The organism is Lentzea albidocapillata, assembly GCF_000719115.1.
In the GTDB taxonomy this organism is placed as follows: Bacteria; Actinomycetota; Actinomycetes; order Mycobacteriales; family Pseudonocardiaceae; genus Lentzea; species Lentzea albidocapillata.
In genome coordinates this window covers 24,912-43,033 of the sequence record NZ_JOEA01000029.1, presented here as the reverse complement: position 1 = coordinate 43,033, position 18,122 = coordinate 24,912, and the positions used below count along the sequence as shown (strand labels likewise).

Here is an 18,122-nt window from a genome sequence, read left to right as displayed (position 1 = left end):
CCCTCACGACCGGTCTCCCGCGATGGCGAGCGTCACGGCCTTGGTGACGGCCGCGATCAGTTCGGCCATCTGCCCGTCGGACAGCAGCACCGGCACCCGCGCGGCCTCCTCCTGCACGGTCGCGGTCTGCCGCATGGACGCGAGCAGCTCGTCGATGTCGGGCTCGCGCAGCAGGCTGTAGTGGTCGGCCCGCAGCTCGACGACCACCGGGTCGGTGACCGAGAAACCCTCGCTGCCCTCGATGAACGAGTAGTCGTCGCCCTGCGCCTTGAACACAGCCAGAGGCGCGGTGATGGTGCGATCTTTCAGTTCGCCGAAGGTGTACTTGAAGGAGAACGTCTCGGTGACGATCTTGATGATCCGCCGCACGAGCTCGCTGTCGAGGTCGCGGAACTCCCCGCTGACGAACGCCGCGAAGCTGTCCTCGTCCCGCGCGACCTCCAGGCACCGGGCGAGACGGGCGTCGGTGATGCTGCCCGCGAACACCGAGAAGAGGATCGTCACGAACGCGCTGTTGGCGTAGGAGGCCTCGTCGCTGTCCCGCTCCGTTCGCACCTTCGGTGAGCCCGGCGCGATCAGGAAGAGGTTCTCGACCTCCTCGCCCGCCTGTTCGAGCTGGTAGGCCGTCTCGAACGCGACCCGCGCGCCGAAGGAGTAGCCCCACAACGTGTACGGGCCCTCCGGCTGCACTTTCTTGATCGCCTCGATGTCGGCGGCGGCCATCTCTCGGATCGTGCCGTACGGCGTCTCGCCCTCGTTGATGCCGTGCGCCTGCACGCCGTAGAACGGGCGCTCCGAACGACTTGCGAGCGTGCGCAGGTTCATCGGGTAGCCGCCTAGACCCGGCCAGCAGAACACGGGAGCGCCGTCCCCGTTGGGCTGCAACGGAACCAGCCGGGATATCGGGCCCTCGTGCAGGCCGTCGACGCGCCGGGAGAGCTGCTCGATGGTCGGCGACTCGAAGAGCACCTGCAGCGGCAGGCTGGTGCCGAAGTCCTTGTTGATGCGGTTGACCAGGCCGACCGCGATCAGCGAGTTGCCACCGGTCTCGAAGAAGTCGTCGTGCGTCGAGACGGTCTCGCGCTTCATCAGCTTCTTCCACATCTCGCTGATGCGGCGCTCGGTGACGGTGCGCGGCGCGACGAACGGCCGGTCCTGGTCGTCGACGTTCGTCCTGTCCGACGCGGTCAGGGCCTTGACGTCGATCTTGCCGTTCGCGGTGACCGGCAGCGCGTCGAGCACCACGACCTTGTTCGGGATCATGTAGTCCGGCAGGAAGTTGACCAGGTCGTCGCGGATCAGCTCGGCCGGGCCCTTCATGTGGACGACGTCCTCCTTCATGCCGGGGCTGCGGCGCTGGTCGTAGGAGACCTTGCCGCCCAGGAAGAAGTACGACGGGCCGTCCTTCTCACCGGCCGCCTTCAGGATGTCGCAGATGCGCTTGGCCGACGGGAGGTCGTTGTTCGTCTTGGAGCTGTAGCCCGACGACATGAAGCCGAGGTCGACGTCGTTGGCGGACAACCGGTGCATGGTCCGGCCGAGGTCGATGTAGCGCCGCCACAGCTCCGCGGACCGGCCGATGACGCTGACACCGAAGCTCGCGCGCTCGTACACCGCCTGGTTGATCGCGATGACGTGCTTGCGCAGCACCACGTCGTCGGACACCCGCTCGAACTCGCCGCCGGCATAGCGGTACTGGCCGCCGGGCAGGTTCGCGACGCGGCCGGGGTGCGTCTGGACGTAGATGTCGACGTCGTCCTCACGGACGCCGGTGTAGGCGCACAGCTCGAACGTGCCGAGGTAGTAGTCCTCGTCGGCGACGTCGAGCAGGTCCTTGGTCTCCGGCGTGTACGCGGAGGCGGCGATGTCGAGGCCGTAGCCGGGCAGGACCTCCTCGAACAGCCCGACCATGTGGCCGGTCTCGATCTCCAGGACCTCCTGGATGTTGTTGAGGTACACCGCCTCGATCGCGGCCTTGTGCCCGATGAAGTGCAGCTTCGCCTGTACCTCGAAGCTTTCCTCGAGCGGTCTGATCAACACGAGTTGGTGGCGCAGCGGGTGGTAGTAGTACAACCCGGCCGGCAGCCCCGCGATGTGGTGCAGCTCAAGGTGGAGCTGGGTCGCGTAGAGCGAACCCGGTGATGCGTAACCGTACTTCGGCAGCAGCCGCTGGTCGCTGAAGTGCGCGCCGAAGTAGCGCAGGATCTCGCCCAGTTCGGAGACGTGGACCGACTTCGGGTCCTTGGAGCCGGCGCCGATCGGCTTGCGTTCCAGCAATCGCGCCAGGTCGGCGTCGGTGACCTGGCCGCCCTCGTAGAAGCGGTAGGACTTGCGCGAGAAGACGACCTTGCGCTGCAGGCAGGAGGCTTCCTCGCCGGGCAGTTCGAAGCTTTGCCGGCCACCGAGGTCGTCGCGCACGCCGGGGTTCGACAGCTGCGCGCGGACCTGCAGCCGGCTGGACTTCGACTGGTGGTGCGAACCGGAGTTGCCCTGGTCCATCAGGGCGGCTTCCTTGGGGTTCAGCTCGACGCACGCGATCAGGTTCTGGAACCCGGTGCGCTCGTCCTCCTTCACGATCACGGCCGCGTTGCGCACCCAGTCGTGCGTCTCGATCGCGAGCCGGATCTCGTCCAGCTCGACCCGGTAGCCCCGCAGCTTGACCTGGCTGTCCGCGCGTCCGGCGAACTGCACCGTGCCGTCGAGGTTCTGCGTCACGAGGTCGCCGGTGCGGAACATGCCGTCCACGAACCGTTCCCCGGTCAGCTCCGGCTGGTGCAGGTAGCCGCGGGCCACCTGGACGCCGCCGATGTAGAGCTCACCGATCTCGCCGGGCGTGACCATGTCGCGGTTGTCGTCGAGCACCAGATACGTCGTGTTCGCGACGGGCAGGCCGATCGAGATGGACTTCGGTGCCTCGGCGAGTGCGGCGGGATCGACCACGTACGACGACGAGTTGATCGTCGTCTCCGTCGGCCCGTAGAGGTTGATGAGACTCACGTTCGGCATGTCCGCGAAGAACGCCCGGGCCAGCGTGCGGGACAACGCCTCGCCGCCGCTGAAGACCTGCTTCAGCGAGGTGACGGTGTGGAACTCCTCGGTGTCGATCAACGCCTGGAGCAGCGTCGGCACGCACTGCAGCGTGGTGACGCCCTGCTCGCGCATGGTCTCGATCAGCATCTCGGGGTCGCGGTAGATACCGGGCCGGCCCATCACCACGGTGCTGCCGACCGCGGGGGCGAGGATCTCCCACTGCGCGGCGTCGAAGCTCATCGGCGTCTTCTGCACCACGCGCTTTGTGCCGTCGATGGCGTGCGTGTCGTGCAGCCACAGCATCTGGTTGACGATGCTGCGGTGCTCGATCATCACGCCCTTGGGCCGGCCGGTGCTGCCCGAGGTGTAGATGATGTACGCCAGGCTGTTGTGCGCGGGGGAGAAGCCGTCGTCGAACGCCTCGTCGCAGTCGTCGAGCGTGACGATCCTCGTGGTGCTCGGCGCCAGTTCGGCCAGCCGCTGCTTCAGGGCCGGCTGCGTCACGACGACCTTCGTGCGCGAGTCCTCGATCATGTACCGGAGCCGCTCCTCGGGGTACTCCGGGCTCAGCGGCAGGTACGCGCCGCCGGCACAGAGGATCCCCCACGCCCCGACCACGAGGTCCAGTGACGGCTCGACGAACATGCCGACGCAGTCGTCCTCGCTGATACCGAGCCGCCGCAGGTGCGTGGCCAGTGCGGAACTCTGCTCGAAGAGTTCGCCGTAGGTGATGCTCTGTTCGCCGAAGACGACGGCCGTGCGATCAGGGTGTTCCTCGACCTGCTTGCGCAGCAGGTCGGGAAGGCAGCCGCCGTCCACTTCAGCTTCGTGCGACATCTCAGAAATCCCCCAAGCGGTCAGCAGGCGTGAGTCGGTGCGAGGGCGTTCTCGGTTGGTTGGAAACGTATGAGTGACGGCTCGAAACCCGCTGGAGTGATTGGCCCTGTGATCAGCCGCAGAGGTCTACCGGAGCCGCCTTGAACCAGACCGGAATCTCGGTTGGTTCGGTGGCGAACGGTTGCCGCACTGTCCACAATGGTGTTGGGTTGACGCCAACTTCGAGGGCGGGGCCACGAGGATGAATGTGCTCGAGTACGTAGCCGATCGCTGGGATCGGCTGTCTTTGCAAGCGTTTCTGCACGTCAGTGCCGTTGTGCAGTGCACGGTTCTGGCGACGCTGCTCGGAGTGCTGATCGGGGTCGCGGTCTACCGCAGTCCGGCCGGATCCGCGCTGGCCACGGCGTTGGCGAGCACGATTCTCACCATTCCGTCGTTCGCTCTGCTGGCGTTGCTGATCCCGGTGTTCGGCCTGGGCGCGGACACGACGGTGGTCGCTCTGGTGCTGTACGCGTTGCTGCCGATCGTGCGCAACACGATCGTCGGACTGGCCGGTGTGGACCCGGCTGTGAGCGACGCCGCAAGAGGAATCGGGATGAGCAGACTCGGGGTGCTCACGCGCGTCGAGTTGCGGTTGGCGTGGCCCGCGATTCTGGCCGGGATGCGGGTCGCCACGCAGATGCTGATGGGGATCGCGGTCATCGCGGCCTACGTGAAAGGACCGGGGCTGGGATCAGAGGTGTTCTCCGGGCTCGCGAACGCGGGCAGTGCGAACTCGATGAACCAGGCCCTCACCGGCACGATCGGTGTGGTGGTGCTGGCCCTGCTGCTCGACGGAATTTACGTACTGGTCAACCGTTTCACCGTGTCGAGGGGCGTTCGTGGCTGAAAAAGGCATCGAGATCAGGCTCGACCACGTGACGAAGCGGTACGCGGGGCAGAAGGCGGCGGCGGTCGACGACTTCTCGATGGTCGTGCCGGCGGGGGAGATCGTGGTGTTCGTCGGGCCGTCCGGCTGTGGCAAGACCACGACCATGCGGATGATCAACCGGTTGATCGAGCCGACGTCCGGCACGATCACGATCGGCGGCGAGGACGCGCTGAAGATCGACCCGGACGACCTGCGGCGGCGCGTCGGTTACGCGATCCAGCAGGCCGGGCTGTTCCCGCACTTCACCGTGGCGCAGAACATCGGGATCGTGCCGGGGTTGCTGGGCTGGGACAGGAAGAAGACGTCGGACCGCGTCGACGAGATGATGGACCTCGTCGGGCTCGACCCCGGCGAGTTCGCCGGCCGCTTCCCGCGGCAGCTCTCCGGCGGCCAGCAGCAACGGGTCGGCGTCGCGCGGGCACTGGCCGCCGATCCGCCGGTGCTGCTGATGGACGAACCGTTCGGCGCGGTCGACCCGATCACACGGGGACACCTGCAGGACGAGTTGTTGCGGCTGCAGAACGAACTCCGCAAGACGATCGTGTTCGTCACGCACGACTTCGACGAGGCCGTGAAGCTCGGCGACCGGATCGCGGTGCTCGGCGACCGGTCCACGATCCTGCAGTACGACACCCCGGACGCCATCCTGGCCAACCCGGCGGACGACACGGTGGCCGGGTTCGTGGGCGCCGGCGCATCGCTGAAGGCGTTGACCCTCATGAGGGTTCGCGACGTCGAACTGGGTCAGGCCGTCACCGCTCGCTCCGACATCGCCCCGTCCACTGTGGAGCTGGGTGACGAGAAGTGGTTGCTGGTGCTGGACCAGCGCGACCGCCCGTCGCGCTGGGTGCAGCGCAACGAGCTGAGGCGCGTGACCTCGCTGGCCGGTGCCGGACGTCCGGTGCAGGACTCCGTGACGCTGCAGTCGACTTTGCGGGACGCCCTCGAAGCGATCGTGAACGAGGGTGGCCGTGCGGTCGTCACGGGTGGCCGCGGCGAGTACGTCGGCACCGTCGACCTCGCGACCGTGACCGACGTCGTGCAGCAGCGGCGGGCGAACTCGTGACGGCCGGGCGGATCCGGTTCTGGGCGCAACCCGTCGCGGTGCTGCTGATCGTCGGCGGTGTGCTGGCGTGGGTGTTCGGCGGCGAGCTGACGGCGACCGAGAAGAGCACGCTGAACGCCACGTCGTTGCTGACCGCGCTGCGCGACCACCTGGCGATGACGGTCGTCGTGACCGCGATCGTCGTGGTGGTGGCGGTGCCGGCGGGCATCGTCGCGACCAGGTCGTGGGCCCGCTTCCTCGCCCCGGTGTTCCTGGCGGTAGCGAACGTCGGCCAGGCCGCGCCCGCTCTGGGCGTGCTGGTGCTGTGGTTCCTGGTCACGGGTGCCTCTGGCGGGCTCTGGGTGGCCGCGCTGCCACTGGCGTTCTACTCGTTGCTCCCGGTGCTGCGCAACACGATCGTGGGCATCCAGCAGGTCGATCCGTCCCTTGTGGACGCTGGTCGCGGCATCGGCATGTCGGCGTCGGGCGTGCTGTGGCGCGTGGAGTTCCCTTTGGCGACACCGCTGATCCTGGCCGGCCTGCGCACCTCGCTGGTGCTCGCGGTCGGCACGGCGACGTTCGGCCTGTTCGTCAACGCGGGCGGGTTCGGGTTGCTGATCGACACCGGCTACAAGCTGAACCTGACGAAGGTCCTGGTGACCGGCTCGGCGCTGGCGGCGGGTCTCGCCCTGCTGGTCGACTGGGCCGGCGCGGTGATCGAGCAGTGGTTCGGCCCCAAGGGGGTCCGGTGAAAAGGGTGCTGCTGGTAGCGCTGTTGTTCTTGTCCGGGTGCGGACTGGACGTCAACAGCGCGTTGCCCTACAAGGTGTTGCCGGGCTCGATCCAACCGGAGCAGTCGCTCCAGGGCGTCGAGATCACCGTGGGATCCAAGGACTTCACCGAGAACATCCTGCTCGGCTACCTGGCCGAGATGGCGTTGTCCGCGGCCGGCGCGGACGTGATCGACCTGACCGACCTCAAGGGCTCGCAGACCGCGCGGCAGGCCCTGCTCAACGGCGAGGTCGACGTCACCTGGGAGTACACCGGCACCGGCTGGATCAACTACCAGGGGAACGTTCTTCCCGTACCCGGCGGCGAACAGGCGCAGTACGACGCGACGAAGAAGGCCGACCTGGAGAAGTTCGGCGTCGAGTGGCTCGCCTACTCACCGCTCAACGACCAGTACGCGTTCGCCGTCACCGAGGCCTACGGCGAGCAGCACGGCCTGAAGACCACCTCCGACCTGGCGGCGTTCCTCACCCAGAACCCTGACCAGGCGGTGTTCTGCCTGGAGACCGAGTTCACCAGCCGCCAGGACGGTTTCCCGGCGGCGCAACGGACCTACGGCTTCCCGACCACCGAGGTGAAGAACTTCGGCATCGGCACCATCTACTCGGCCGTCGCGGGCGGCACGTGCCCGGTCGGCGAGGTGTTCACGACCGACGGCCGCATCGCCGCGCAGAAGCTCCGCGTGCTGGAGGACGACAAGAAGGCCTTCCCGCAGTACAACGTGGCGCCGACCGTGCGCGCCGAGTTCCTCGCCCGGTACCCGCAGATCCGGGGGCCGTTGGAGAAGGTGAGCGCCGCGCTGACCAACGACCAGATGATCGAGCTGTGCCGTCAGGTCGACGTGGAGGGCAGGGACGCGGGCGAGGTGGCGCGCGACTGGATGGTGTCGAAGGGGTTCATCCGGACGGAATGATCACCGCATCGCCCGTCCGACCGGCGGCAGCACCGACACCATCGACGCGGCCAGCCACAGCATCAGCGCGATGCCCGGCACGATGATCAGCGTGCCGCCGTGGTTGATCGTCAGCCGGACGACCGCGAAGACGTAGTAGGCGCACACGAGGAACCCGAGCCCGGCGAGGACCCAGCGCGCGAACGCGAGCCGCGCGATCACCAGCGCGGCGAGCAGCAGCACCACGCCACCGGCGACGTAGGTGGCCACGATCGCCGGGTCGCCGTTGGCGATGAAACCGCGCCCGAACGCCAGCCCCAGCAAGGCGACGGCGGCCTCCGGGGTCTGCCGGATGCCCAGGCCGTCGGCGGAGTTCAGTCCTGCCAGCACGAAGCACAGCACCGCGACGAGCAGCCAGAGCCCACCCGCGAGGAACGCCGGCGCGGCGCTCGGCCGCAACGGCTGCCCCCAGCCGGGCGCCGGGCCGTAACCCGGACCGTGTCCCCGTGGTGGTTGCTGCGCCTGCCAACCCTGGTTCGGATGCACGGCCGTCACCCTACGAGCCGCCAGTCCGTGCCGCAGCGAATTCGGAAGTACAACAGCGTGGCTCGTCGTCAGGCGTCGGCTGAGTTCTTGCGGTCGGTGTGGCCCAGGGAACGCTCCGGCGCCACCCGGTCGCGCACGAGCTGCTTGAGCACGGCGAGGTCCGGAAAGCCCTCCTGGACCTTCCGCGACCACAGGGTCTCGCCGTCGAGCCGCACGTCGAACACGCCTCCGGTGCTGGGGATCAGCGCGACCTCACCCAGTTCCGCGGTGAACGTCGTCAGCAGCTCCTGCGCGGTCCAGCCCGCTCGCAGCAACCACCGGCACTGGGTGCAGTACTCGATCTCCAGGCGCGGTGTCCTCACCTCTGGGTCCTGACGGACTCGCCGGAGCGCGTCGCGTCCTTGCCCCAGCTGGCCAGCAGCTGCATCGCCTCGGCGGACGGCGTGCCGGGCTCCGCGTGGTAGGTGGTGAAGAACAGGTCCGGCTCGCTCGGCATCCGCAGCGACTCGTACGACAGCGTCATCTCGCCCACGAGCGGGTGGCGGAGCACCTTCGTGCCGAAGGACTTCTCCTTGACGTCGTGCTTGGCCCAGAGCTGCCGGAACAGCTCGCTCTTCACCGACAGCTCGCCGATCAGGGCGGTGAGCTCGGGGTCGTTCGGGTAGCACCCCGCATCCATCCGCAGGAACCCGACGACGTCGGCGGCCTTGCTCTCCCAGTTGACGAAGAGCTCCTGGTAGGACGGCTGGAGGAAGATGAAGCGCGCCCAGTTCCGGTCGCGCGGCTCCAGCGCGGCCCAGTCGCCGAACAACGCCGCGGCCATCGGGTTCCACGCGAGGACGTCCGAGCGGCGCCCGCCGATGTAGGCGGGCACGCCGACGTTGTCGAGCAGGTGTTTCAAGGCCGGCCGGACTCCGCGTGAGGTCTTTTTCTTCTTCTTGTTGTCGCGCGGGCAGGCCGTCAGGTTGCGCAGGTGCGTGTACTCGGCCTCGTTGAGCTGCAACGCGCGTGCGATCGAGTCCAGCACCTCGTCCGAGACGTTGCGGCCGTTGCCCTGCTCGAGACGTGTGTAGTACGCCACCGAGACGCCCGCGAGCTGCGCCAGTTCCTCACGGCGCAGGCCCGGCACACGGCGGGTACGGCCGTAGCGGGGCAGCCCGACGTCGTCGGGGGACAGCCGCGCCCGGCGGCTGCGCAGGAACTCGCTCAGCTCGGTGCGCGGGTCGACGTCCATGCACCCGAGTATTCCCGGCCTGGGCGAACCGTGCCTGCTACTGCTGGTGGTAGGCACGCCGGTCGTACGAAGAACAGGTGTCTGGGTAGCTCTCCCGAAGCGGAGCAGTGTCTTCAGCGACACGACAACGAGGAGAGAACCTGATGAGCACCGTCGCTGCCTACGCCGCTCCAGCACCCAAGGCACCGCTGGAGCGCACCACCATCGAACGTCGCGCGGTCGGCGCGCACGACGTCCTGATCGACATCAAGTTCGCGGGCATCTGCCACTCGGACATCCACCAGGTCAACGAGGGCTGGGGTCAGGGCATCTTCCCGATGGTCCCGGGCCACGAGATCGCCGGCGTGGTCGTCGAGGTCGGCTCCGAGGTCACCCGCCACGCCGTCGGTGACCGCGTCGGCGTCGGCTGCATGGTCGACTCGTGCCGCGAGTGCGACAACTGCCTGCGCGGCTTCGAGCAGTACTGCACGGGTGGCAACACCATGACCTACAACGGTGTCGACCGCCGCGGAGACGTCACCTACGGCGGCTACTCGAAGCAGATCGTCGTCGACGAGAACTACGTCGTGCGGATCCCCGAGGGACTCCCACTGGACGTGGCCGCGCCGCTGCTGTGCGCGGGCATCACCGTCTACTCGCCGCTCAAGCACTGGGGCGTCGGACCGGGCAAGAAGGTCGCCGTCGTCGGCCTGGGCGGGCTCGGCCACATGGGCGTCAAGATCGCCGCCGCGCTCGGCGCCGAGGTCACCGTGCTGTCGCAGTCGCTGCGCAAGAAGGACGACGGGCTCAAACTCGGCGCCCGGCACTACCGCGCGACCAGCGACCCGGCGACGTTCACCGAGCTCGCCGGCACGTTCGACGTGATCCTGTCCACGGTGTCCGCGCCGCTCGACTTCGGTGCCTACCTCGGGCTGCTCAGGAGCGACGGCGCGATCGTGAACGTCGGCGCGCCGGAGGAGCCGATCTCGCTCAACCTGTTCGGGCTGCTCGGCGGACGCAAGACGCTCGCCGGCTCGATGATCGGCGGCATCGCGGAGACCCAGGAGATGCTGGACTTCTGCGCCGAGCACGGCCTCGGTTCGGAGATCGAGCTGATCGGCGCCGACGAGATCAACACCGCCTACCAGCGGGTGCTGGCGAGCGACGTGCGGTACCGGTTCGTGATCGACACCGCCACGATCTGAGGACTGCGCCGTGCCTGCTCAGCTGGGCGGGCACGGCGTCCCGGTCGCGTAGGCCTTCGTGGCGCCCGCGATCACCGTGTCGAGCTGCAGGAGGGTCTCCTGCAGCTCTTCGATCTGCTTCACCACCGACGAGCGATGGCCCCGCAGCTTGGCCAGGACCTGCGGCGACGCGATCCCGGTGACCATGCACGGCAGCATCTCCAGGATCGACGCGCTGGAGATCCCGGCGCCGTAGAGCTGCTGGATCAGCCGCACCCGGTCGACGGCGTACGCGGTGTAGCGCCGTTGCCCGCTCTCGCTGCGTTCGGAGGCGAGAAGGCCCTGCTCCTCGTAATAGCGCAACGCGCGCACGCTCACGCCCGTGCGTTTCGCCAACTCGCCGATGCGCATGAGACCTCCACCACAAAAGCTACCTCTGACGTTAATGTCAGGTTTCTAGCCTAGCTCTCATGCTTCTCAGCAGCTACCGACTCGGAAACCTGGCCCTGCCGAACCGCCTCGTGATGGCGCCGATGACCCGTGCACGGGCCGTTGACGGCAAACCGACCGAGGCCATGGCGACCTACTACGCCCAGCGCGCCACCGCCGGACTCATCGTCACCGAAGGCGTGCACCCGAACGCGGTCGGCCAGGCCGGTCCGTTCATGCCCGGCCTCCACACCGATGGCCAGGTCGAGGCCTGGCGCGGCGTCACCGGCGCCGTGCACGCCAACGGCGGTCGCATCTTCGCCCAGCTCATGCACGGCGGCCGCATCGGTCACGTGGAGGTCGCCGGGCACCACCCCGTCGGCCCGTCGGCGATCGCGGCCGTCACCGAGGTGTTCACCCCGAGCGGCGTGCAGTCCGCGCCGGTGCCACGGGCGCTGTCGGCGGCGGAGGTCACCGAGCAGGTCCAGGCGTTCGGCGACGCGGCCCGCAAGGCCGTCGAGGCCGGGTTCGACGGCGTCGAACTGCACGGCGCCAACGGCTACCTGATCCAGCAGTTCCTGTCGTCCAGCGCGAACGAGCGCACCGACGGCTACGGCGGCTCGATCGCCGGCCGCGTCCGGTTCGCCGTGGAGGCCGTCGAAGCGGCCGTGGACGCCATCGGAGCGGACCGCGTCGGCATCCGGCTCTCACCCGGCGGCGAGATCCAGAGCATCGTCGAGGAGGACGTGCCCGCGCTCTACGGCGAGCTGCTGAAAGCGTTGCCGGACATCGCTTACGTCCACGTGATGGCCACCGCGGACGACGAGGTGCTGATGGGGTTGCGCAAGGCGTGGCCGACCGCGTTCATCTTCAACCCCGGCGGCCAGATCGGTCCGCACGAGAGCACGCGCGAGCAGGGCGAACGGTGGCTCGCCAACGGCGCCGACCTGATCAGCTACGGCCGCGCCTACCTGGCCAACCCTGATCTCGTCGAACGGTTCCGGCTGGACCTGCCGCTCGTGAGCACCGACCGCGAGACCTGGTTCCAGACCCCGCATGGTTACATCGACTACCCCAGTTATCAGCACTGAAGCGCTCGCAGCAGGTGGTCCACGAGCCGTTCGAGGTAGTCGGGCTCGACCTCGGCCCGTCGCACGGACAGGCGCCAGTAGACCGGCGCCGCGACCAGGTCCAGGGCGATCTCGACGTCGAGGTCCGGCGGTAGCTCGCCCCGGTCGACGGCCCGCCGCAACGTCACGGCACCGAGCGCGCGCCGGGGTTCGCCGATCGTCGCCGCGATCGCCTCGGACAACGCCGGAGTGCGGACGGCCTCGGCGGTGAGGTCGGGCAGGATCGTCGCGAACCTCGGGTGCGTCAGCCAGTCGTGCACCGCCGTGACCGTGGCCAGCAGATCACCGCGCAACGAGCCGGTGTCCGGAACCTCGGCCAGTGGCACGGAGAACTCCGACAGCGCCGCGACCACCATGTCCTGTTTGGACGGCCACCGCCGGTACAGCGCGCTCTTGCCGACCTCCGCGCGCTTGGCCACCGCCTCCATCGACAGCCGGCCGTAGCCGTGCAGGGCCAGCTCGTCGAACACGGCGTCGGTGATCGCCTGCGTCACGTGGGGCTGCAGGACGGCGGCGCCGGTCGGGGTGCGCTTGGTCATGACGCACATCATAGGACTGGACGAGACGGTCCCGTCCCGCCTACTGTTGTGGACGGGACGATACCGTCTCGTCCATTTCTTTCGGAGGAGCTTCCGTGGACCTCATCCCGAGGGCGCTGCAACTGCTGCTGGACAAGGACATGATCGGCTTCGCGGGCCTGTGGGCCGAGGACGGCGTGGCGGAGTTCCCGTTCGCCCCGCCCGGCTGGCCGGCCAGGCTGGAGGGCCGCGCGGCGGTCGAGGACTACGTGCGCGACTACCCGAAGATGCTCGACATCAGGGCTGTTCCGAAGCAGGTCGTCTACCAGAGCACGGACCCCGATGTCCTTGTCGCCGAGTTCGACCTCGAGGGCGTCGTGGTGGCGACGGGCGAGCCGTACCGGTACTCCTACATCGTGGTCATCACGACCCGCGACGGGGAGATCGTGCACTACCGCGACTACTGGAACCCGCTCTACGTGCAGGACTGGACGTCATGAGCACGCTGGTCATCGGCGGTACCGGCACGACCGGCAGCCTGCTCGCGGATCTACTGCCCGATGCCCGCGTCGGCACCAGAAAACCGGTGCTCCCGGGCCACGTGCGGTTCGACTGGGACGTGCCGGCGACGTTCGAAGGTGCCCTGGAAGAGGTAGATCGTGTCTACCTGATCCCCCCGATCGGAGTCGTCGACCCCGTTCCGGTGGTCGAGTCGCTGCTCGCTCGAGCGCGGCTCGTGCGGCGAGTGGTACTGCTGAGCTCGTCCGCGGTGCCGGAGAGCGCCACGGGGATGGGCGCTCTCCCCGCACTCGTGCGCACCCTGCCGGAGTGGACGGTGCTGCGGCCGTCCTGGTTCATGCAGAACTTCACCGGCGACCACCCGCTCGCGGCCGGGGTCCGGGCGGGCGAGATCGTCACGGCCACCGGAGACGGCAGGGTCGGGTTCGTCGACGCCGCCGACATCGCCGCGGTGGCCGCGCGAGCGTTGACGGATCCGTTGCCGCACAACACCGATCACGTGATCACCGGCCCGGAGGCGCTGAGCTACGCCGATGCCGCCGCGATCATCACCGACGTCACCGGGAAGCCCGTCCGGCACCGGTCGGTCAGCACCGCCGAGATGACCGAACGGATCGCCGAAGGGCTGCCCCGCGACTTCGCCGCCCTCCTCGCCGGGCTCGACGAGGACATCCGAGGGGGAGCGGAGGACCGGGTCACCACGACCGTCCAGGACGTGACGGGCAGGCCGGCGGGGTCGTTCCGGGACTTCGTCAGGCGAACGTCCAGCGCGTTGTAGGGCCCGTCGTGACTGCCACCGGTCAGCGTCGGGCGAGATCCGGCACGCGCTCGTACTTGGCCCACTGGTCAGCGGACACCGGGGTGATCTTGGACGAGTTGAGCGTCGCGATCTCGGCGGACCCGACCACCCACAGCTTGCCGGCGAGCAACAGTCCGACCTGGCCCGCCGGGTTGGTCACCGCGGGCGCGCCGGCCGGGACGGTGAACGCGAGCTTCAGCGCGTCGACGCCCTGCGGCCGGGTGCCGAGCACGCCGCGGGCGAACTTCTCGGCCACCGAACGGCGCTCGAACCGCATCACGTTGCCGCCCACGACGACGTCGAGCGTGCGTTCCGGCGAAGGCACCGCGAGGCCGTTGAGCGCCTTCGCCTCGGTCGCGGTGACGCAGCCCTTGAGCCCGACCGCGTCGAGGCCGAAGTGGGAGATGTTCGTCGGTCCGGCCGGACCCTCGACGGTGCCGCGCAGCACGTCCAGCCCCACTCGTGCGCACGGGTCCTTGGCGTCCGCCGGAGCGTGGCCCTCCGGCGTGCGCAGCAGGCCGGGGCCCTCCTTCCAGGCGCCGGGGATCAGCACGGCCTCGAACGGGTGGCGGGTGAAGTCCTTGTTCCAGAACGTGATCGTGGTGCCCTTGTCGGTCTCGTGGGCGATGGCGAACGACGACACCGCCTCGATCCACATCCAGTCCGCGCTGAACGCCTCGACCACCGAGCGGGTGCGCGGGCCGTTGTTCGACGTCACCGCCTTGAAGCCCTGCGTGCCGAGTGCCTCGACGCCCTTGGTGAACGTCGGGTCCTTCGAGCGCAGCACGTACTGGCCGGCGCCGTTGTGGTGGGAGGCGAGGCCGGTGGTGTCGGTGAACATCAGGTACACCCAGCCGTCGACGTAGATCGCCGACTGCTGGCCCGCGCCGTAGGTGTTCTCGCGAATGTTGTCGCCGGCGGGGGCGATGATCGACTGGCCGCCCGCCTCGCGCGTCCAGGTGATGCCGTCCGGGCTGGACGCGACGCCGACCGAGCTGTGGTTCGCGTGGTTGTCCCGTGCCGCGCCCGTGTAATACATGTAGTAGACGCTGCCGATTTTGATCAGCGACGGGTCGCAGGTGTGCATCGCGTCGAAGCTGCCGCCACTGCCGGAGAAGACCGGGACCGCCGTCGAGAACGGGCCGCCGACGGCCGGGCCCTCGCTGTAGAGGATGTCGTCGCCGCTGGGCGGTGCCGCGCCCAGCTGGCTGCACCACCACGCGCGCACCTTGCCGTTGTCGACCATCACGGCGGGCGCGTAGTTGTACGGCGCGTCCGCGGCCCCGGCGATGACCGTGCCGGCGCTCTGGCGACCGTTCTCGACGCTGAGCCTGATCTTGTCCCGGGGAGGCGCCGTCGCGGGTGCCTTCTTCGTTGACGTGGGCTTCTGCTGCTCGACCGGTGCTCCGACCGGGTCGCCGATCGCTGCGTTGGTGCACGCCGTGACCGCACTGACCAGCGCGAGCGCAGCGAGTAACGCGAGAGGTCGACGACTCAGGGGCACTCACTCATCATAGTGATCAAGTCCTCCGTCCGGGTGAAGTCCACCGCCTGGCCCCCGTCAGCAACGTGATTCCGCTGACCAGGAGCACGAACCCCGCGATCGAAGGCACCAGCGGAGACGCACCCGTGCTGGCCAGCCGCTGTGGCCGGAAGGTGAGTGGCGGCACCAGGTCCTGCGGGGCCTGCACGACCGGCGGCGGACCGGCGGGCCCGGGCTGCTGCGGTAGCGCTGAGCAGGACGAACCCAGGGTCAGCGTGAGGTCGTCGAGCTTGTCCCCGGCCCCGTAGAACCCGGCGAACGCCTCGGAGTTGGTGAGCGTGCTCCGCACGCCTGTGATGGTGAGCACACCCGCGTCGTCGGTGGTCTTCGCGGCGGCGAGGTCCAGGTCGGCGAGCTCGACCCCGGTCAGTTTCGCCGGCTTGCCGGGCGTGGGGCCGCTGGTGACGAGTTCCACGTCGGCCGAGAGCGTGCCCTTCGCGTCCTTGACGGTGACCTTCGGGTTCGCCAGGTGGATCGTGAAGAAGTGGCCGGGGTACGTGAACGTGATCGTGCCGCCGAAAGCGACCTCGAACTGCGTCGCGGACGTGTACCTCGCTTCCTTGAACGGGTACTGGTGCGCGCCGGTGGTCACGCCGTTGGTGTTCGGGGAGGCGTCGACGTCGGTGACGACGGCACCGTTCGTGCCGGTGATGCTGTTGCCGCTGCCCTTGCCGACGTACTCGCGGAAGCTCTTCTTGAAGCCCCACAACAGCGTGCCCTTGGTGATCGAGGTGACCTCGCAGCCGGCCGCCTTGACGGTGTAGGTGGCATCGGCCGTGCGCCGGGAGTCGAGGCCGGTGGCGGTGAGCGTGTGCCGGCCGGGTGCGGCGGTGGCGGCGAGTTCGCCCGCGACGCCGCCTTCCTGGTCGGCCGTGAAGGTCGCCCGGCCGTCGAGGCTGACCTGCTCGCCCGCGCTGAAACCCTGGCCGGTGAAGGAAAGCGTGCCGTTCTGGGGGATCTCGGTCTGGGTGAGCGTGAGGGTGGGGGCGGCGACCGGGTAGGTCATGGTCGCGGGGGCCAGTGCCGTGTTCGCGGGCAGGAAGCCGTTCAGGGCCGTGCTGCCCTTCTCGGTCAGCTCCAGCTCCATCCGGAGCGTCGCGGTGTTGCCGTTGAAGGTGGGCTGACCGGCCTTGATGCCGGCGAACGGCACGGTGACACCGTTGACGTCGACGGTCAGCGTCTTCGCTCCGAGGTCGACGCGGGGCTTGGTGATGCGCGCCTTCGGTGCCGCGAAGTCGATCCTGCCGCCGAACTCGGCGGTGGTCTGCGTGCTGCTCGTGTACGGCCAGGTCTGGCCGGTGGTGCCGGCGCTCGGGGTGCCGTTCCAGCCCGCCACCACCGGCCAGTGCAGGCTGCCCTGCCGGGGCTCGGACGGTGAGGTGATCCCGGTGAACTGCAGGGGGACGACGAGGTCGTTGCCCGTCTCCGGGTTGTCCCAGCTGAAGATCATCAGGTAGAGCTGTTCGGTCGCCGCGCTGAACTCCTCGCTGCCGGCCTTGTAGGTGGCCCTGACCGTCGGTGTGGCCTGCCAGGTGCCGTCGGGCTTGAGATCGATGCCGACCGCCCAGTTCTCCTTGAGCAGCTTGGAGTACTGGCTCGTGGTCGTCGTCCTGCCGCGCCAGCCGTCGCGCTTCGGGCCGACGCGGACGCCCCAGCCCTTGCCCTCGTTGGCCCTGGGGTCGAATCCCGTGCCGGTGATGGTGAGCTTCTCGCCGGCGGGGTCGAGTGCGCTGACGTTCGGCGAGACGGTCACCGACGGCGTCATCTGTTCCTGGGCCACGGCCGGTGCCGCTGTTGTCAGAGCCGCGGCTGTCGCGAGCACCGCGAGTGTCCTACGCATCGGTCTTGCCCCTTCTGAACCGCAGCCACCACACGAGGCCCGCCGCGAGCAGCACGGCGGCGCCGATGCCGCCGGGGATGAGCCAGCCCGGTCGTTCGTCGGGGCTGGCCTGTGCTGCCGGCTGGACCTCAGGCTGAGTCGTGGTCGTCGTTGTAGTTGTCGTCGGGGTGGTGGTTGCGGTTGTCGTCGGGGTGGTCGTTTTGGCCGGTGTCGTCGTTGTCTGTGGTGCGGGCTGGTTCGGGACTTCGAACTTGATCGGCGTGAATGTCTCGTTGTTCGCGTTCACCACGCCGTGCGCGCCGATGGTGATGACGCCGCAGATGACCTTGAGACAGTCCACTTCGGACACTGCCCCTTCACGCCCGGCCGCCTTGAACCTCGCACCGGGCACGTTGAGTTGCGCGCTCCACGTGCCGTCGGCGTTCACCGTCCCGTTCGCGGCGTGTTCGGTCTCGCCGCCGGGGAAGGAGATGAACCTCTGGTAGCCGTTGTTGTCCTTGGCCTCGCGGTCCTGGACGTAGCGCATCGTCGTGCCGGACGCCCCGCCCTGGCTGGGCCGCCACTGCTCGGACACCCAGCCGAAGAACACGTAGACGCCGCCGTAGCCGTTCTTGACAGACTGGAAACCGGTGCCGCGCAACGAGAGTGTGGTCGCGTACTCGGGATCGGCGCTGGCCGGCACGGCTGACACGCGCGCGCCCTGCGCCTGGGCCGGTGCCACGGTGAGGACCAGCAGGGCCACGGCCACCAGCGTCCGCAACCCTCGTGCTGCCTCACGCCGCGCAGCCTCACGCCGCGGGCTCGGCGTTGAAGGCTCACGCAGGGGTCCCCTCCAGGGGGTCCCCTTGCTTTTATTCTTCCAGACGACACCGACAGT

At 68.7% G+C, this 18,122-nt stretch carries 17 protein-coding genes; 8 read left to right on the top strand and 9 right to left on the bottom strand.

The window, feature by feature from the left end; all coding sequences use genetic code 11:
* Positions 1 to 3: 3 nt before the first annotated feature.
* A complete protein-coding gene (locus IG04_RS0137320) occupies positions 4 to 3,867 on the bottom strand; it encodes an amino acid adenylation domain-containing protein (RefSeq protein WP_051771521.1) in 3,864 nt (1,287 codons plus the stop codon).
* A gap of 241 nt (positions 3,868 to 4,108) precedes the next feature.
* Between IG04_RS0137320 and IG04_RS0137315 the strand changes: the two genes are divergently transcribed.
* The 4 genes from IG04_RS0137315 to IG04_RS0137300 are packed head-to-tail and all read left to right on the top strand — an operon-like array spanning position 4,109 to position 7,545.
* Positions 4,109 to 4,756, top strand: coding sequence for an ABC transporter permease (locus IG04_RS0137315; RefSeq protein WP_030481469.1), 648 nt, complete (start codon positions 4,109 to 4,111; stop codon positions 4,754 to 4,756).
* Positions 4,749 to 5,864, top strand: coding sequence for an ABC transporter ATP-binding protein (locus tag IG04_RS0137310; RefSeq protein WP_030481468.1), 1,116 nt, complete (start codon positions 4,749 to 4,751; stop codon positions 5,862 to 5,864). The genes IG04_RS0137315 and IG04_RS0137310 overlap by 8 nt, the downstream gene beginning before the upstream one ends.
* Positions 5,861 to 6,595 (top strand): ABC transporter permease, encoded by a 735-nt coding sequence (locus IG04_RS0137305; protein WP_051771520.1) that lies wholly within the window; start codon positions 5,861 to 5,863, stop codon positions 6,593 to 6,595. Before IG04_RS0137310 ends, IG04_RS0137305 begins: the two co-directional genes overlap by 4 nt.
* Positions 6,592 to 7,545, top strand: a complete 954-nt coding sequence (locus tag IG04_RS0137300; RefSeq protein WP_030481466.1) for a glycine betaine ABC transporter substrate-binding protein — start codon at positions 6,592 to 6,594, stop codon at positions 7,543 to 7,545. Before IG04_RS0137305 ends, IG04_RS0137300 begins: the two co-directional genes overlap by 4 nt.
* On the opposite strand, the gene IG04_RS0137295 is transcribed toward IG04_RS0137300, so the two are convergent.
* The 3 genes from IG04_RS0137295 to IG04_RS0137285 all read right to left on the bottom strand — a co-directional run bounded on the left by IG04_RS0137295 (position 7,546) and on the right by IG04_RS0137285 (position 9,304).
* Positions 7,546 to 8,070, bottom strand: a complete 525-nt coding sequence (locus IG04_RS0137295) for a hypothetical protein (protein ID WP_144065563.1) — start codon at positions 8,068 to 8,070, stop codon at positions 7,546 to 7,548. It abuts the gene before it with no gap.
* Between the two features lie 68 nt (positions 8,071 to 8,138).
* Positions 8,139 to 8,432, bottom strand: coding sequence for an Rdx family protein (locus tag IG04_RS0137290; RefSeq protein WP_030481464.1), 294 nt, complete (start codon positions 8,430 to 8,432; stop codon positions 8,139 to 8,141).
* Positions 8,429 to 9,304 carry a helix-turn-helix domain-containing protein gene (locus IG04_RS0137285; RefSeq protein ID WP_030481463.1) on the bottom strand — a complete coding sequence of 292 codons (876 nt, stop codon included), beginning with the start codon at positions 9,302 to 9,304 and terminating at the stop codon, positions 8,429 to 8,431. The genes IG04_RS0137290 and IG04_RS0137285 overlap by 4 nt, the downstream gene beginning before the upstream one ends.
* A gap of 143 nt (positions 9,305 to 9,447) precedes the next feature.
* Between IG04_RS0137285 and IG04_RS0137280 the strand changes: the two genes are divergently transcribed.
* Positions 9,448 to 10,488, top strand: a complete 1,041-nt coding sequence (locus IG04_RS0137280; protein WP_030481462.1) for an NAD(P)-dependent alcohol dehydrogenase — start codon at positions 9,448 to 9,450, stop codon at positions 10,486 to 10,488.
* An 18-nt stretch (positions 10,489 to 10,506) separates the two neighbouring features.
* Here IG04_RS0137280 and IG04_RS0137275 read toward each other — a convergent pair whose 3' ends face one another.
* Positions 10,507 to 10,878: a MerR family transcriptional regulator gene (locus IG04_RS0137275; protein ID WP_030481461.1), complete on the bottom strand. Its 372-nt coding sequence runs from the start codon at positions 10,876 to 10,878 to the stop codon at positions 10,507 to 10,509.
* A gap of 59 nt (positions 10,879 to 10,937) precedes the next feature.
* On the opposite strand from IG04_RS0137275, the gene IG04_RS0137270 reads away from it, so the two are divergent.
* Positions 10,938 to 11,987 (top strand): alkene reductase, encoded by a 1,050-nt coding sequence (locus tag IG04_RS0137270; RefSeq protein ID WP_030481460.1) that lies wholly within the window; start codon positions 10,938 to 10,940, stop codon positions 11,985 to 11,987.
* Here IG04_RS0137270 and IG04_RS0137265 read toward each other — a convergent pair.
* Positions 11,978 to 12,565, bottom strand: a complete 588-nt coding sequence (locus IG04_RS0137265) for a TetR/AcrR family transcriptional regulator (protein WP_211257884.1) — start codon at positions 12,563 to 12,565, stop codon at positions 11,978 to 11,980. The genes IG04_RS0137270 and IG04_RS0137265 overlap by 10 nt on opposite strands.
* A gap of 95 nt (positions 12,566 to 12,660) precedes the next feature.
* Between IG04_RS0137265 and IG04_RS0137260 the strand changes: the two genes are divergently transcribed.
* Both IG04_RS0137260 and IG04_RS0137255 read left to right on the top strand, forming a co-directional pair.
* The gene (locus IG04_RS0137260) at positions 12,661 to 13,044 is read left to right on the top strand and encodes a nuclear transport factor 2 family protein (RefSeq protein ID WP_030481458.1); all 384 of its coding nucleotides are present in this window, start codon (positions 12,661 to 12,663) and stop codon (positions 13,042 to 13,044) included.
* The gene (locus IG04_RS0137255; RefSeq protein ID WP_030481457.1) at positions 13,041 to 13,841 is read left to right on the top strand and encodes a Rossmann-fold NAD(P)-binding domain-containing protein; all 801 of its coding nucleotides are present in this window, start codon (positions 13,041 to 13,043) and stop codon (positions 13,839 to 13,841) included. The genes IG04_RS0137260 and IG04_RS0137255 overlap by 4 nt, the downstream gene beginning before the upstream one ends.
* A 22-nt stretch (positions 13,842 to 13,863) precedes the next feature.
* Here IG04_RS0137255 and IG04_RS0137250 read toward each other — a convergent pair whose 3' ends face one another.
* From IG04_RS0137250 to IG04_RS47825, 3 genes are read right to left on the bottom strand one after another with little or no spacing between them, the layout of a single operon-like run.
* Positions 13,864 to 15,366 (bottom strand): glycoside hydrolase family protein, encoded by a 1,503-nt coding sequence (locus IG04_RS0137250; RefSeq protein WP_144065562.1) that lies wholly within the window; start codon positions 15,364 to 15,366, stop codon positions 13,864 to 13,866.
* A gap of 16 nt (positions 15,367 to 15,382) precedes the next feature.
* Positions 15,383 to 17,245 (bottom strand): HtaA domain-containing protein, encoded by a 1,863-nt coding sequence (locus tag IG04_RS0137245; protein WP_084401921.1) that lies wholly within the window; start codon positions 17,243 to 17,245, stop codon positions 15,383 to 15,385.
* Positions 17,238 to 17,987, bottom strand: coding sequence for a hypothetical protein (locus IG04_RS47825; protein WP_144065561.1), 750 nt, complete (start codon positions 17,985 to 17,987; stop codon positions 17,238 to 17,240). The genes IG04_RS0137245 and IG04_RS47825 overlap by 8 nt, the downstream gene beginning before the upstream one ends.
* Positions 17,988 to 18,122: the final 135 nt, after the last annotated feature.

Excerpts from the sequence above, each read along its gene's own strand:
- IG04_RS0137320 (WP_051771521.1), bottom strand. The coding sequence starts at position 3,867 with ATGTCGCACGAAGCTGAAGTGGACGGCGGCTGCCTTCCCGACCTGCTG.
- IG04_RS0137315 (WP_030481469.1), top strand. The coding sequence starts at position 4,109 with ATGAATGTGCTCGAGTACGTAGCCGATCGCTGGGATCGGCTGTCTTTG.
- IG04_RS0137285 (WP_030481463.1), bottom strand. The coding sequence starts at position 9,304 with ATGGACGTCGACCCGCGCACCGAGCTGAGCGAGTTCCTGCGCAGCCGC.
- IG04_RS0137280 (WP_030481462.1), top strand. The coding sequence starts at position 9,448 with ATGAGCACCGTCGCTGCCTACGCCGCTCCAGCACCCAAGGCACCGCTG.
- IG04_RS0137275 (WP_030481461.1), bottom strand. The coding sequence starts at position 10,878 with ATGCGCATCGGCGAGTTGGCGAAACGCACGGGCGTGAGCGTGCGCGCG.
- IG04_RS0137270 (WP_030481460.1), top strand. The coding sequence starts at position 10,938 with ATGCTTCTCAGCAGCTACCGACTCGGAAACCTGGCCCTGCCGAACCGC.
- IG04_RS0137265 (WP_211257884.1), bottom strand. The coding sequence starts at position 12,565 with ATGACCAAGCGCACCCCGACCGGCGCCGCCGTCCTGCAGCCCCACGTG.
- IG04_RS0137255 (WP_030481457.1), top strand. The coding sequence starts at position 13,041 with ATGAGCACGCTGGTCATCGGCGGTACCGGCACGACCGGCAGCCTGCTC.
- IG04_RS0137245 (WP_084401921.1), bottom strand. The coding sequence starts at position 17,245 with ATGCGTAGGACACTCGCGGTGCTCGCGACAGCCGCGGCTCTGACAACA.